At 72.7% G+C, this 13,650-nt stretch carries 14 protein-coding genes and 1 pseudogene; 3 read left to right on the top strand and 12 right to left on the bottom strand.

What is annotated here, in order from left to right; all coding sequences use genetic code 11:
- Positions 1-259 (top strand): annotated as a pseudogene (locus F2B26_RS09990) (hypothetical protein); the annotation flags it as partial.
- Here F2B26_RS09990 and F2B26_RS09985 read toward each other — a convergent pair.
- The 12 genes from F2B26_RS09985 to F2B26_RS09930 form a co-directional block, all read right to left on the bottom strand.
- Positions 232-1,830, bottom strand: coding sequence for an ABC-F family ATP-binding cassette domain-containing protein (locus F2B26_RS09985; protein WP_159808901.1), 1,599 nt, complete (start codon positions 1,828-1,830; stop codon positions 232-234). The pseudogene F2B26_RS09990 and the gene F2B26_RS09985 sit on opposite strands and share 28 nt — an antisense overlap.
- A gap of 99 nt (positions 1,831-1,929) precedes the next feature.
- On the bottom strand, positions 1,930-2,940 hold the full coding sequence (locus tag F2B26_RS09980) for a magnesium transporter CorA family protein (protein WP_159808899.1): 1,011 nt from the start codon (positions 2,938-2,940) through the stop codon (positions 1,930-1,932).
- An 85-nt stretch (positions 2,941-3,025) separates the two neighbouring features.
- A complete protein-coding gene (locus F2B26_RS09975; protein WP_159808897.1) occupies positions 3,026-4,453 on the bottom strand; it encodes a GH1 family beta-glucosidase in 1,428 nt (475 codons plus the stop codon).
- Between the two features lie 165 nt (positions 4,454-4,618).
- Positions 4,619-5,254, bottom strand: coding sequence for a YgjV family protein (locus F2B26_RS09970; RefSeq protein WP_159808895.1), 636 nt, complete (start codon positions 5,252-5,254; stop codon positions 4,619-4,621).
- A gap of 46 nt (positions 5,255-5,300) precedes the next feature.
- On the bottom strand, positions 5,301-5,624 hold the full coding sequence (locus F2B26_RS09965; protein ID WP_159808893.1) for a metal-sulfur cluster assembly factor: 324 nt from the start codon (positions 5,622-5,624) through the stop codon (positions 5,301-5,303).
- On the bottom strand, positions 5,621-6,148 hold the full coding sequence (gene sufU / locus F2B26_RS09960) for a Fe-S cluster assembly sulfur transfer protein SufU (RefSeq protein WP_235929595.1): 528 nt from the start codon (positions 6,146-6,148) through the stop codon (positions 5,621-5,623). Before sufU ends, F2B26_RS09965 begins: the two co-directional genes overlap by 4 nt.
- A gap of 2 nt (positions 6,149-6,150) precedes the next feature.
- Positions 6,151-7,452, bottom strand: coding sequence for a SufS family cysteine desulfurase (locus F2B26_RS09955; protein ID WP_159808891.1), 1,302 nt, complete (start codon positions 7,450-7,452; stop codon positions 6,151-6,153).
- A 1-nt stretch (position 7,453) separates the two neighbouring features.
- Positions 7,454-8,215, bottom strand: a complete 762-nt coding sequence (sufC, locus tag F2B26_RS09950; protein WP_159808889.1) for a Fe-S cluster assembly ATPase SufC — start codon at positions 8,213-8,215, stop codon at positions 7,454-7,456.
- A gap of 24 nt (positions 8,216-8,239) precedes the next feature.
- Positions 8,240-8,578 carry a non-heme iron oxygenase ferredoxin subunit gene (locus F2B26_RS09945; protein WP_159808887.1) on the bottom strand — a complete coding sequence of 113 codons (339 nt, stop codon included), beginning with the start codon at positions 8,576-8,578 and terminating at the stop codon, positions 8,240-8,242.
- On the bottom strand, positions 8,575-9,846 hold the full coding sequence (sufD, locus tag F2B26_RS09940) for a Fe-S cluster assembly protein SufD (RefSeq protein WP_159808885.1): 1,272 nt from the start codon (positions 9,844-9,846) through the stop codon (positions 8,575-8,577). The genes F2B26_RS09945 and sufD overlap by 4 nt, the downstream gene beginning before the upstream one ends.
- Positions 9,846-11,273, bottom strand: a complete 1,428-nt coding sequence (sufB, locus tag F2B26_RS09935) for a Fe-S cluster assembly protein SufB (protein WP_159808883.1) — start codon at positions 11,271-11,273, stop codon at positions 9,846-9,848. Before sufB ends, sufD begins: the two co-directional genes overlap by 1 nt.
- Positions 11,270-11,983, bottom strand: a complete 714-nt coding sequence (locus F2B26_RS09930; RefSeq protein ID WP_159808881.1) for a helix-turn-helix transcriptional regulator — start codon at positions 11,981-11,983, stop codon at positions 11,270-11,272. The genes sufB and F2B26_RS09930 overlap by 4 nt, the downstream gene beginning before the upstream one ends.
- Positions 11,984-12,132: 149 nt before the next feature.
- On the opposite strand from F2B26_RS09930, the gene F2B26_RS09925 reads away from it, so the two are divergent.
- Together F2B26_RS09925 and F2B26_RS09920 are read left to right on the top strand one after the other, a co-directional pair.
- Positions 12,133-13,050: an ABC transporter ATP-binding protein gene (locus tag F2B26_RS09925; protein ID WP_159808879.1), complete on the top strand. Its 918-nt coding sequence runs from the start codon at positions 12,133-12,135 to the stop codon at positions 13,048-13,050.
- On the top strand, positions 13,047-13,650 hold a 604-nt coding region (locus F2B26_RS09920), incomplete at its 3' end, for an ABC transporter permease (RefSeq protein ID WP_159808878.1). The genes F2B26_RS09925 and F2B26_RS09920, both read left to right, overlap by 4 nt.

Genomic DNA, 13,650 nt, shown 5'->3' with positions numbered 1-13,650 from the left:
GATGGCGATCGGGGGCTTCGGCTGGGCGGCCCGGCGCGAGTGGCTCGACCCGCAGCGCACGGCACCGCCGCCCCCGGTGCGGCGCGCCGGCCGGGACGAGCTCGACGAGGACGCGCTCATCGATGCCCAGCTCACGTCACAGGACGGCGAGCCGACCCCTCAGCGATCGGAACGGGACGACCCCGAGCCCGACGCGGGACGCGACCAGACGGACGGCACCGCGGACCCCGGTCAGGCCAGGGTCACCAGGTCGAGGTAGTCGGCGTTCCACAGGTCCTCGGCCCCGTCCGGCAGCAGCAGGACGCGCTCAGGGTCCAGCGCCGAGACGGCGCCCTCGTCGTGGCTGACCAGCACCACGGCACCGGTGAACCCGCGCAGCGCCGCCAGGATCTCCTCACGGCTGGCCGGGTCGAGGTTGTTGGTCGGCTCGTCGAGCAGCAGCACGTTGGCGCTGGAGACCACGAGGGTCGCCAGGGCCAACCGGGTCTTCTCGCCGCCGGAGAGCACCCCGGCCGGCTTGTCGGCGTCCTCGCCGGAGAACAGGAACGAGCCGAGGACCGAGCGCACCTGCGTGTCGGTGAGGTTCGGGGCCGCGGTGCGCAGGTTCTCCACGACGGTGCGGGTCAGGTCGAGCGTCTCGTGCTCCTGGGCGTAGTAGCCCAGCTTGAGGCCGTGCCCCGGGTGCACCTCACCGGTGTCCGCCGGCTCCAGCCCGGCCAGCAACCGCAGCAGCGTGGTCTTGCCGGCGCCGTTGAGACCGAGCACGACGACCTTGCTGCCGCGGTCGATCGCCAGGTCGACATCGGTGAACACCTCGGTCGAGCCGTAGGACTTCGACAGCCCGGACGCGGTGAGCGGGGTGCGCCCGCACGGTGCCGGGTCGGGGAACCGCAGGTGCGCCACCTTGTCCGCGGTGCGGGAGGCCTCCAGCCCGGAGAGCATCCGCTCGGCGCGCTTGGCCATGTTCTGCGCCGCAACCGCCTTGGTGGCCTTGGCCCGCATCTTGTCCGCCTGGGCGAGCAGGGCCGAGGCCTTCTTCTCGGCGTTGGCCCGCTCACGGCGGCGGCGCTTCTCGTCGGTCTCGCGCGCCTGCAGGTACGCATCCCAGCCGAGGTTGTACTGGTCGATGACCGAGCGGTTCGCGTCCAGGTGGAAGACCTTGTTGACCACGGCCCGCAGCAGCTCGACGTCGTGGCTGATGACCACGAGGCCGCCGGTGTAGACGCGCAGGTAGTCCCGCAGCCAGCTGATCGAGTCGGCGTCCAGGTGGTTGGTCGGCTCGTCGAGCAGCAGCGTGTCGGCACCGGAGAACAGGATCCGGGCGAGCTCGACGCGGCGGCGCTGCCCACCGGACAGCGTGCCGATCTCCTGGGAGAGCACCCGGTCGTCCAGCGCGAGGTTGGCGGCGATCCGGTGCGCCTCGCTCTCGGCGGCGTACCCGCCGGCCGCGGTGAACCTGGCCTCGAGGCGCCCGTACCGCTCCATGGCGGCGTCCCGGGTCTCGTCGTCCGCGCTGGCCATCGAGCCTTCGGTGTCGCGCATGGCGCGCACGATCTCGTCCAGGCCGCGGGCCGAGAGGACCCGGTCGAGCGCGAGCACCGACAGGTCGCCCGAGCGAGGGTCCTGCGGCAGGTAGCCGACGTCACCACCGTGCGTGACGCGCCCTGCCGTGGGCTGCCCCTGACCGGCGAGCACCTTGGTGAGGGTGGTCTTGCCGGCGCCGTTGCGACCGACCAGGCCGATCCGGTCGCCTGCGATGACCTGGAACGAGGTCGGCTCGAGCAGCACGCGTGCACCGACGCGCAGCTCCACGTCGTGAACGCTGATCACTGGGTTTCCTCCGAAGACGCTGCGCGGGGCACCGCCCGGCGCACAAGCGGGCCCCAGTCTACGTGGCCGCGTGCCGCACGCGTCCGCGCGGGGGTCCGCTCAGAGCCAGTCGCGCCGTTTGAAGGCGACGTAGAGCGCCGCGACCAGCACGACGATCGAGCCGCCGGCCAGCCACACGCCGAGCGGCCGGCCGAAACCCGCGTACGGCACGTTCTGGCCGAACCACCCGGTGATGGCGGTCGGCACCGCGACGATCGCGGCCCACGACGTGAGCTTCTTCATGATCGTGTTGAGCCGGGCGTCGGCCAGCGCGAGGTTCGTCTCGAAGATCGTGGTGACCATGTCGCGCAGCGACTCGGTCCACTCGGCCACGCGCAGCACGTGGTCGTACAGGTCCGCGTACCACCCGTCCAGGTCGAGCGAGCCGGTGCTCGTGAGCTCGGCGCGGTGCCGCAGCACGAGGGCGACCACCTCGCGCATCGGCAGCACGACGCGACGCAGCTCGACGAGCTCCTTGCGCACCCGGAAGGAGGCCCGCTGGGTGGTCTGGGACGCCGCGTCGCCGTCGAACAGGCCGTCCTCGAGCTCCTCGATCGCGTCGTCGAGCTGCTGCACCGTCGCGAAGTGCCCGTCGACGACCGTGTCGAGCAGCCCGTACAGGAGGGCCGCCGGACCGTGCGTGAGCAGCTGGGGGGCGTCGTCCCAGCGCGCGACCACCTCGTCCATGTCGAAGTCGTCGTCCGAGCGCACGGTGACCAGGCCGTTGGGCAGCACGAAGGCCGAGATCTTCGTGGTGCGCAGCCGCGAGGCGTTCACCGGGGCGTCGGGCCGCTCCTCGAGCCGGGTCGCGTAGCTGATGATGAGCGTGTGCCCGGGGCTGCGAGTGGCCTTGGGGCGTTCGGCTGCGGCGATCGCGTCCTCGACCGCCTGCGGTGCGAAGCCCAGCTCGTCGGCCAGGGTCTGCAGCAGCCTGTGGTCCGGGCGGCACAGGTCCACCCAGACGAGCACCTCAGGCTGGGCGAGGACGTCCGACACGTCGGCCAGGTCGAACCCCTCGGACTCCAGCCGTCCTGAACGCCACAGCCTGGTCCGGACCCCGTCGGTGCTCACCGGACAAGTGTGCCGCGCGTACCGCCGCGCCCCGGACGAGGCGCGGCGGCACGTGGTGACCTCGACGGCGGCCGCAGCGGCGGCCTCAGCGGTGCGCGGCCTCCTGGGCGGCGATGAGCGCGGCGTACCAGTGCCCGGAGTCCTTGACGGTCCGCTCCAGGGTCGCGTAGTCGACGTAGACCATGCCGAACCGCCGGTCGTACCCGTAGGCCCACTCGAAGTTGTCCATGAGCGACCACAGGAAGTAGCCGCGCACGTCCGCCCCGGCGGCCCGGGCCTGCCACACGGCGTCGATGTGGTCCCGCAGGTAGGCGACCCGGCGCTCGTCGTGCACGGCACCGTCGGGAGCGATCTCGTCGGCGAAGGCGGCGCCGTTCTCGGTCACCATGAGCGGCAGCGTCGGGTACCGCGTGTGCAGCTGCGTGAGCAGGTCGACGAGGCCCTGCGGCTCGATGTTCCAGCCCATCGCGGTGGACGGGCCGGGCTGGGCGAGGAACTCGACGTGGTCGGCCCCGACCCACGGGGTGTGCTCCGAGGAGCGGTGACCGTCCGGCCCGGGCGTCCCGTCGCCGACCGGCGGGGTGCCGGCCTGCACGAGGTTCGTCGAGTAGTAGTTGACGCCGAGCACGGTGAGCGGCACGGCGATGGTCTCCAGGTCGCCGTCGTGCACGAAGGACCAGTCGCTCGCGGCGGCGGTGTCCGCGATGACCCGCTCGGGGTAGCGCCCCTCGAGCATCGGGCCGAGGAACACCTCGTTGCCGATGGCGTCGATCCGGGCCTTGGCCTCCAGGTCGGCGGGCTGCTGCGAGGCGGCGCGCACGACGTGCAGGTTGAGCGTCACGGACAGCGGGGCCTCCGGGCCGAGCACGTCGCGCACCACGCGCCCGGCCAGGCCGTGCGCCAGGTTGAGGTGGTGCACGGCGGCCAGCGCCGCGCCCGCATCGGTGATCCCGGGGGCGTGCACGCCGGAGGCGTAGCCGAGGTAGGCGGCGCACCAGGGCTCGTTGAGCGTGGTCCACAGGTGCACCCGGTCACCGAGCGCGCGCACGACGTGCTCGGTGTAGTCCGCGAACCGGGATGCGGTGTCCCGTGCCGGCCAGCCGCCGAGGTCCTGCGCCCACTGCGGCAGGTCCCAGTGGTAGAGCGTGACGGCGGGCTTGATGCCGGCGGCGAGCAGATCGTCGACGAGACGGTCGTAGAACGCGAGCCCGGCGGGGTTGACCTCGCCCGAGGCGGTCGGCTGCACACGGGCCCACGCGATCGACATGCGGTACGCCTGCAGGCCCAGCTCACGCATGAGCGCCACATCGGCCTGGGTGCGGTGGTAGTGGTCGGCGGCGACCTGTCCGGTGTCACCGCCGAGCGTCGCCCCGGGCGTCGCGGCGAAGGTGTCCCAGATCGACGGGGTGCGCCCGTCGGCGGCCACCGCGCCCTCGATCTGGTACGCGGCGGTCGCGGCGCCCCACAGGAAGTCGGCGGGGAACGTGTGCCCGTCGGGGAGCAAGGCGGTCATGGGGCACCCTCTCTGCTGCGCCGCCGGTGTGCGGGGCGAGGTCGGCACCCGCACGCGACGACGCGGCGGATGGTCGGCATGGGACTGGCCGTGCGGGGGGCACGGCACGTCGCCCGCACGGTCCTCGTGACGGGACGACGTGGCACCAGGATAGCGGGAGCGCTCTCACACCTGGTCGACGGCACGCACCCAGACGGTCCCCTGCGGCGCGAAGCCGACCCGCTGCAGGTAGGCGTGCTGCTCGGCCGCCGGCTCGGGGAACACCAGCCGGCGGTAGCCGTGCGCCGCGAACACCCCGGAGTCGCGGTAGACGAACTCCCCCGGCGTGAAGTCGCGGAACCGCGGCGTCACCCAGTCCAGCCGCACCCGCCCGTCACCGTCGCCGGTGCCGGCCACGGCCACCACCCCGACCGTCTCGTCACCACGGACCACGAGCAGCACCGTCCCGCCGTCCGGACCCACCGGGTCGGCCAGGTCCAGCCCCGGGGCGTAGTGCGCGATGTCCGCCGCGTGCACCGCGAGCAGGTGGCGCAGGTAGGCGTCCTGCGCGCCGACCTCGACCACCTCGTAGGCGCGCTCGTCGTGCCGCTCACGCAGCAGGCGCACCAGCCAGTACACGTCGATGACGGCGATCGCACCGTTCATGAACGCGAACGGCCAGATGCCGACCCAGGCGTTGTAGAACGTCGCGATGACCGCGCCGGCCAGGTTGAGCACCCGGAAGCGCAGCACCCGCGCCTGGGTGAGGGAGATGACGACGAGCAGCGAACCGGCCCAGCCGAGGACCTCGAGCCATGACATCCGGCCACGGTAGTGCCCGCGCGCACCCGCTCGGTGACGCCTGAGGTCAGATGTTGAAGCCCAGCGCCCGCATCTGCTCGCGCCCGTCGGAGGTGATCCGCTCCTGGGTCCACGGCGGCATCCAGACCCAGTTGATCCGGAACGCCTCGACCAGGCCCTCGAGGGCCATGGCCGTCTGGTCCTCGATCATGTCGGTGAGCGGGCAGGCCGCCGAGGTGAGCGTCATGTCGATGACCGCGGTGCTCGTCTGGTCGATGACCACGCCGTACACCAGGCCGAGGTCGACGACGTTGATGCCGAGCTCGGGGTCGATGACGTCCCGCATCGCCTCCTCGACATCGGCCGCGGTGGTCGCGTGGGTCTGGGTCATCGGGTCGCCTCCGCGGGTGTGCCGGGCACGCCGGCGAGGATGAGTGCATCGGTGAGGGCGGCCCAGCCGAGCAGGGCGCACTTGATCCGGGCCGGGAACTTGCCCACCCCGGTGAACGCGTTCGCGTCACCGAGCAGGTCCTCCGCGGCCTCGTCGTCCAACCCCGCACCGCGGGTGCCGAGCAGCGCCCGGAACGTGGTCGAGACCGCACCGACCGTCTCCAGGTCGGCACCGGTTACCAGGTCGTGCAGCACGGAGATCGACGCCTGCGAGATCGAGCAGCCCGACCCCTCCCAGCGCACGTCGCGCACCACGGGCTGCTCCCCGGACAGGTCGACGTCCACCCGCAGGGTCACCTCGTCACCGCACGTCGTGTTGACCTGGTGCGACTGGCCGGAGCACGTGTCGTGCCCGACCGTCGCCACCGCCGTCGTCCCCGGGGCGTCCGCCGGCAGACCACGCCCGTGCGGCGCGCGCGCGTGGTCGAGGATGACCTGCTGGTACAGCTGTTCCATCGCGTCCATCGTCAACGCACCTCCGCACCGAAGAACGCCCGGACCCCCGCGAGTGCTTCCCCGAAGGCCGCGACGTCCTGCTCGCTCGTGTAGACCGAGGCGGAGGCCCGCGTCGTCGACACCGCACCGAACCGGCGGTGCACCGGCTGCGCGCAGTGGTGGCCCACCCGCACGGCCACACCCGCGTCGTCCAGCACCTGGCCGACGTCGTGCGCGTGCACCCCGTCGACCACGACCGAGACCGTCGCGAGCCGGTCGACCGTGTCGGTCGGGCCGATGACGCGCACCCCCTCGATCGGTTCGACCGCGGCGAGCAGCAGAGCGGCCAGGTGGTTCTCGTGCGCGTACACCGCGTCCATCCCCAGCTCGGACAGGTAGTCGGCGGCAGCGGCCATGCCGATCGCCTGGGCGACCATCTGCGTCCCGGCCTCGAACCGCTGCGGCGGCGGGGCGTAGGTAGCGGACTCCATCGTGACGACCTCGACCATCGACCCGCCGGTGGTCACAGGCGGCAGGTCGGCGAGCAGCTCGCGCCGCCCGTAGAGCGCACCGACCCCCGTCGGCCCGAGCATCTTGTGCCCGGTGAACGCGGCGAAGTCGACCCCCAGCGCGTGCAGGTCGACCGGCAGGTGCGGCACCGACTGCGAGGCGTCGAGCACGGTGAGCGCACCGACCTCACGTGCCCGGGCCACGAACGGGGCCACCGGGGTGATCGCGCCCGTGACGTTCGAGGCGTGGGTGAACGCGAGCACCTTGGTGCGCTCGGTCACCTGCTCGGCGAGCTGATCGAGGCGCAACCGGCCCTGCTCGTCCACGTCGATCCAGCGCAGCACCGCACCGGTGCGGGCGGCCAGCTCCTGCCACGGCACGAGGTTGGCGTGGTGCTCGGCGACGGTCACGCAGATCTCGTCACCCGGCGCCAGGGCGAACCGACGGGCCGCCGCTCCCCCGCGGCCGGCGGTCGCGTTCGACAGGGCGTAGGCCACGAGGTTGATCGCCGACGTGGAGTTCGACGTCCAGACGAGCTCGTCGGTGTCCGCCCCCACGAAGGACGCGACCACGGCGCGCGCCTGCTCGAAGGCCTCGGTGGCCTCCTCCGCGAGCTGGTGGGCGCCGCGGTGCACGGCCGCGTTGCGGCGCTCGTAGAAGTCCTGCTCGGCGTCGATGACCACCTGCGGCTTCTGCGCCGTGGCGCCGGAGTCGAGGTAGACGAGCCGGCGCCCGCCACGCAGCGTGCGGTCGAGGATCGGGAAGTCGGCACGGACCGCCGCCAGCTCGACGTCGGTCAGCCCGGTGCGGGCGGCGGTCGTCACGTCAGGCGCTCAGCGCGGGGTCGAACCGGTCGTAGCCCTCGTCCTCCAGGCGGGCGGCCAGCTCGGGGCCACCCTCCTCGGCGACCCGGCCGGCGACGAAGACGTGGACGAAGTCCGGCTGGATGTACCGCAGGATCCGCGTGTAGTGCGTGATGAGCAGCACGCCGACGTCGGTGCGCGACTTGGCCCGGTTGACGCCCTCGGACACGATCCGCAGCGCGTCGACGTCCAGACCCGAGTCGGTCTCGTCGAGCACGGCGAACTTGGGCGCGAGCAGCTCCATCTGGAGGATCTCGTGCCGCTTCTTCTCGCCGCCGGAGAAGCCCTCGTTGACCGAGCGCTCGGCGAAGGCCGGGTCCATCCGCAGCTCGTCCATCGCGGCGCGCACGTCCTTCACCCAGGTGCGCAGCGCGGGCGCCTGGCCGGACACGGCGGTCTTGGCGGTGCGCAGGAAGTTCGACACCGAGACGCCGGGCACCTCGACCGGGTACTGCATCGCCAGGAAGAGCCCGGCGCGCGCCCGCTCGTCGACGGTCATCGCGAGCACGTCCTGGCCGTCCAGGGTCACCGAGCCACCGGTGACCTGGTACTTGGGGTGACCGGCGATCGAGTAGGCCAGGGTCGACTTCCCCGACCCGTTCGGGCCCATGATCGCGTGGGTCTCCCCGCTGTTCACGGTGAGGTCGACACCGCGCAGGATGGGCTTGGCGCCCTCCTTGGTCTCGACACTGACGTGCAGGTCGCGGATCTGCAGGGTGGACATCGTTCTCCTCGGGCTTGCTCTGGCTCAGACGTTCAGCGGGGTGTCGACGTCGACCAGCACGCGGTCGCCGTCCAGGGTGACGGGGTAGACGGGCACGGGGGTGGTGGCCGGCAGGGCCAGCGGCCGGCCGGTCACCAGGTCGAAGCGCGACCCGTGCAACCAGCACTCGACCGTGCAGCCGTCGACGTCGCCGTCGGACAGCGACACCTGGCCGTGCGAGCAGATGTCGGAGAGCGCGTGCCAGCCGCCGTCCTCGTCACGCACGATCGCGACCTCGACGAGGCCGTCGGCACCGTCGAGCTCGAGCCGCAGCGTGCCGGCCACCGGCACGTCCGCGGTCAGGCACGCGAGCTGGGCGCTCACAGCGCAGCCCCCGCGTCGGCCCCCTCGACCTGCGGGGCGCCGTCGGCCGCCCCCGTCGCGAGCTCGGCCTCGATCTGGGCGAGCAGGCGCTCCTCGACCTCGGGCACGCCGATCTGGTGCAGCAGCTCGGCGAAGAAGCCGAGCACCACGAGGCGGCGGGCGTCGATCTCCGGGATGCCCCGGCTGCGCAGGTAGAACAGCTGCTCGTCGTCGAAGCGGCCGGTGGCGCTCGCGTGCCCGGCACCCTCGATGAGACCGGTCTCGATCTCCAGGTTCGGCACCGAGTCGGCCCGGGCCCCGTCGGTGAGCACGAGGTTGCGGTTGAGCTCGTAGGTGTCGGTGCCCTCGGCGGCGGCCCGGATGAGCACGTCGCCGACCCACACGGTGTGCGCGTCCTGGCCCTGCAGCGCGCCCTTGTAGGTGACGCGCGACCGGCACGACGGCACCGCGTGGTCGACGAACAGCCGGTGCTCCTGGTGCTGCCCGGCGTCGGCGAAGTACAGCCCGAGCGCGGTGAACGACCCGCCCTCCCCGGTGAACTCGGCGTCCGGGGTGAGCCGGACGAGGTCGCCGCCCAGGGTGACGGCGATGTGCGTCACCGTCGCGTCCTTGCCCACGCGCACCCGGTGCGACCCGGCGTGCACCGCACCCGGCGCCCAGTCCTGCAACGAGACGACAGTGAGGTGGGCGCCCTCGTCGGCGAGCACCTCGACCGTCTCGGCCAGGGTCGCGCGGCCCACGTGGTCGAGCACCACGACGCCCTGGGCGCCGGCCTCGGCGTGCACCACGACGTGTGCCGCGGTGGCCTCGTCGTCACCGGGGACCGCCTCGACGACCACCGAGGTGACCTTCGACGACGTGGTCCCGACCGGCAGCCGCACGAGCGTGGCCCGCTCGAACGAGGCCCAGGCCACGGCGGCCACCCGGTCGCCGGGACGCCCCGCCTGGCCGAGCCGGGCGTCGTCGCGGTCGAGCACCTCGACGACGATCTCCGGGGAGGCCGCGACCGTGGTGAGCACACCGTGGCCGGTGAGCCGTCCGGACGAGGCCGCCACCAGCGGGGCGAGCCGGCCCATCGGGGTGAAGCGCCACTCCTCCTCGCGGCCGGTGGGCACGCCGAAGTCGTCCGGGTCGAACGAGGCGAGCCGCTCGGCGCGCGAGCCGGCCGGCACGACGCCGTGGCTGTGCGCCCCGTCCGCCGTGGCACCCGAGTGGTCCAGGGGCAGCGCGACGGTGTCCGCCAGCGCTGCGGGTGTGGTGGTCGACATCAGCCGACGGCCCCTTCCATCTGCAGCTCGATGAGTCGGTTGAGCTCGAGGGCGTACTCCATCGGCAGCTCACGGGCGATCGGCTCGACGAAGCCGCGCACGATCATCGCCATCGCCTCCTGCTCCCCCATGCCGCGTGACATGAGGTAGAACAGCTGGTCCTCGCTCACGCGGGACACCGTGGCCTCGTGGCCCATCGTCACGTCGTCCTCGCGGACGTCGACGTACGGGTAGGTGTCCGAGCGCGAGATCTGGTCCACGAGCAGCGCGTCGCACAGCACGTTGGACTTCGAGCCGTGCGCACCCTCGAGGATCTGCACCAGCCCGCGGTAGGAGCAGCGCCCGCCGCCACGCGCCACCGACTTGCTGATGATGTGGCTGGACGTGTTCGGGGCGGCGTGCACCATCTTCGAGCCGGTGTCCTGGTGCTGGCCCTCGCCGGCGAACGCGATGGACAGCGTCTCACCGCTCGCGTGCTCGCCCATGAGGTAGACCGCCGGGTACTTCATCGTGGCCTTGGAGCCGATGTTGCCGTCGACCCACTCCATGGTGCCGCCCTCGGCCACCGTGGTCCGCTTGGTGACGAGGTTGTAGACGTTGTTCGACCAGTTCTGGATCGTCGTGTAGCGCACCCGGGCGTTCTTCTTCACGACGATCTCGACGACGGCCGAGTGCAGCGAGTCGGTCTTGTAGATCGGCGCGGTGCAGCCCTCGACGTAGTGCACGTACGAACCCTCGTCGGCGATGATCAGCGTCCGCTCGAACTGGCCCATGTTCTCGGTGTTGATCCGGAAGTAGGCCTGCAGCGGGATGTCGACGTGCACGCCCGGCGGCACGTAGACGAACGAGCCGCCCGACCACACGGCGGTGTTGAGCGAGGCGAACTTGTTGTCGCCCGGGGGCACCACCGAGCCGAAGTACTGCTCGAAGATCTCCGGGTACTCGCGCAGGCCGGTGTCGGTGTCGACGAAGATGACGCCCTGGGCCGCCAGCGACTCCTGGATCTGGTGGTAGACCACCTCGGACTCGTACTGGGCGGCCACCCCGGCGACCAGGCGCTGCTTCTCCGCCTCGGGGATGCCGAGCCGGTCGTAGGTGTTCTTGATGTCGTCGGGCAGGTCCTCCCAGCTGGTGGCCTGCTTCTCGGTGGAGCGCACGAAGTACTTGATCGTGTCGAAGTCGATGCCCGACAGGTCGGCGCCCCAGGCCGGCATCGGCTTGCGGTCGAACAGCCGCAGCGCCTTGAGCCGGGTCTTGAGCATCCACTCCGGCTCGTTCTTGAGCGCGGAGATGTTGCGCACGACGTCCTCGGACAGGCCGCGGCGTGCGCTCACCCCCGCGGCGTCCTTGTCGTGCCAGCCGTAGGCGTAGGTGCCGATCGAGGCGATCGCCTCGTCCTGGGTCAACGGCTCGGTCGGTGCGCTCATCGGGTCTGTCCTTCCGAGGACGACGTGGGACGGGTCGGCGGGATGCTCGTGGTGCAGACGTGGCCCCCGCCGGCCAGCGTCGCGAGTCGTTGCACGTGCACGCCGAGCACCCGGGACAGGGCCCGGGTCTCGGCCTCGCACAGCTGCGGGAAGGCCGTGGCGACCTCCTGCACGGGGCAGTGGCCCTGGCAGAGCTGGACCACGGAGCTGCCGGGGACGGGACGTGCCGTGGCGGCGTAGCCGTCGGCGGACAGCACCTGGGCGACGGCGGAGGCACGCAGCTCGACGTCCTCGCCCGCGGCCTGGACCGCCGGGCGCAGGTGCGCCTCGAGCTGTCCGGCCCGGGCCTCGGCGAACCGCTCGACCGCAGCGGAACCGGCGTCGGCGCCGAGGAAGGACAGCGCCTCGACCGCGATCTGGGCGTACCGGTGCGAGAGCGCCGCCTGCCCCTGCGCGGTGACGACGTACCGCCGGGCAGGCCGCCCGCGCCGGGTCGCACCGGCGCCGGGTGCGGCATGCACCGAGATCTGACCGGCCTGCTCGAGCTCGGCGAGGTGCCGGCGCAGCCCGGCGGCGCTCAGCTCGAGCTCGGCGGCCAGCTCGGCGGCGCTCACCGGACCCGCGGACGCGACCAGCTGGAGGACGCGGCGACGGGTTCCCGGGTCGTGCGCGGCGGTGGGCGCGACGTCGGCGTCGGTGGTCGTGGCCATGCCTCACCTCGTTCACGTCCGGTGCCGCGGATGCCCGCTCGGGCCTCCATTACGCAACATCCTCGTTGCCGAAATCATCTCACACAAGGAAGGCTCACCTTCCTTCCGTCGACGTCAGCACCCTGCCGGCCTGCCTAGACTCACCGTCCGTGCCCACCCCCGCAGCGCTCGAGGTCACCGGCCTCGTCAAGACCTACGGCTCGCGACGCGCCGTCGACGGTCTGGACCTGACCGCGCACCACGGCCGGCTCACCGCCGTGCTCGGCCCCAACGGCGCCGGCAAGACCAGCACCATCGAGTGCTGCGAGGGGCTGCGCAGCCCCGACGGCGGCACCGTCCGCGTGCTCGGCCTCGCCCCCGACGACCACCGGCTGCGGTCCCGGGTGGGCGTCATGCTGCAGGACGGCGGGCTGCCCACCGCCGCGCGCGCCGGTGACGTGCTGGCCCATGTGGCCGCCATGTACGCCCGACCGCGTGACGTACGCGAGCTGCGCGACCGGCTCGGCCTCGACGCGTTCGCCCGCACCACCGTGCGCCGGCTCTCCGGCGGGCAGCGCCAGCGCCTCGCGCTGGCCTGCGCCCTCGTGGGCAACCCCGAGCTGGTCTTCCTCGACGAACCGGGTGCGGGACTCGACCCGCAGGCCCGCGCCGCGGTGTGGGGGCTGGTCCGCGAGCTGCGCGACCGCGGTGTGGCCGTCGTGCTCACCACCCACCAGATGGACGAGGCGCAGGCCCTGGCCGACGACGTCGTCGTCGTCGACCACGGCACCGTGGTGGCCCGCGGCAGCGTGGGCGAGCTGCTCACCGCGGCCCGGCACACGACCACCCGGCTGCGCACCCGCGAGCCGGCACCGCTGGAAGCCGTGCGCCGCGTGCTGCGGCCCGGGCTCGACGTGCAGGTCGAACCCGACGGCGTGCTCACCCTCACCGGTGACCTGACACCGCACGACGTGCACGCGATCACCGGCGCGCTCGCCGAGGAGGGGGTGCTCGTGGCCGACCTCACCGTCGGGGTGCGGACCCTGCAGGACGTGTTCCTCGAGCTCACCGGGACGGAGCTGCGATGAGCGCGACCGGACCCGAGGCAGGCACCACGACCGCAGGCACCGCCGGGGCCGCATCCGTGGTCCGACGGCTGGCCGCGCAGACCAGGTTCGAGCTGGCCGCCGTGCTGCGCAACGGTGAGCAGCTCATGGTCACGGTCGCCCTGCCGCTCGTGGCCCTCGTCGTGCTCACCTCGGCCACGGCCATCGAGCTGAGCACCCACGGGCTCTCCCGGGTCGACGTGGTGGCGCCGGGGGTCCTCGCGTTCGCGGTGCTCTCCGCCTCCTTCACCTCACCGGCGATCGCCACCGCGTTCGACCGGCGCAACGGCGTGCTGCGGCTGCTGGCGACCACCCCGCTGGGGCGGTCGGGGCTGCTGGCCGGCAAGGTGCTCGCCGTGCTCGGCGTCCAGCTGCTGTCCGGGACGGTGCTCGTGGTCACCGGCGTGGCGCTCGGCTGGCGGCCCACCGCGCTCGGGCTCGTCGAGGCGGCCGGGCTCGCGGTGCTCGGCACCGCCGCCTTCGTCGCGCTCGCCCTGCTGGTGGCCGGGACCCTGCGCGCCGAGGCGGTGCTCGCGGTCGCGAACCTCGTGCTCGTCGCGCTCGCCCTGGCCGGCGGGGTGC

The sequence above is a fragment of the Cellulomonas citrea genome (assembly GCF_009829685.1).
Taxonomy (GTDB): domain Bacteria; phylum Actinomycetota; class Actinomycetes; order Actinomycetales; family Cellulomonadaceae; genus Cellulomonas; species Cellulomonas citrea.
The sequence above is the reverse complement of the archived record's forward strand: the minus strand, read 5'-3'. Positions and strand labels throughout refer to the sequence as shown.

Excerpts from the sequence above, each read along its gene's own strand:
- F2B26_RS09975 (WP_159808897.1), bottom strand. The coding sequence starts at position 4,453 with ATGACCGCCTTGCTCCCCGACGGGCACACGTTCCCCGCCGACTTCCTG.
- F2B26_RS09970 (WP_159808895.1), bottom strand. The coding sequence starts at position 5,254 with ATGTCATGGCTCGAGGTCCTCGGCTGGGCCGGTTCGCTGCTCGTCGTC.
- F2B26_RS09965 (WP_159808893.1), bottom strand. The coding sequence starts at position 5,624 with ATGACCCAGACCCACGCGACCACCGCGGCCGATGTCGAGGAGGCGATG.
- sufU (WP_235929595.1), bottom strand. The coding sequence starts at position 6,148 with ATGGACGCGATGGAACAGCTGTACCAGCAGGTCATCCTCGACCACGCG.
- sufC (WP_159808889.1), bottom strand. The coding sequence starts at position 8,215 with ATGTCCACCCTGCAGATCCGCGACCTGCACGTCAGTGTCGAGACCAAG.
- sufD (WP_159808885.1), bottom strand. The coding sequence starts at position 9,846 with ATGTCGACCACCACACCCGCAGCGCTGGCGGACACCGTCGCGCTGCCC.
- sufB (WP_159808883.1), bottom strand. The coding sequence starts at position 11,273 with ATGAGCGCACCGACCGAGCCGTTGACCCAGGACGAGGCGATCGCCTCG.
- F2B26_RS09930 (WP_159808881.1), bottom strand. The coding sequence starts at position 11,983 with ATGGCCACGACCACCGACGCCGACGTCGCGCCCACCGCCGCGCACGAC.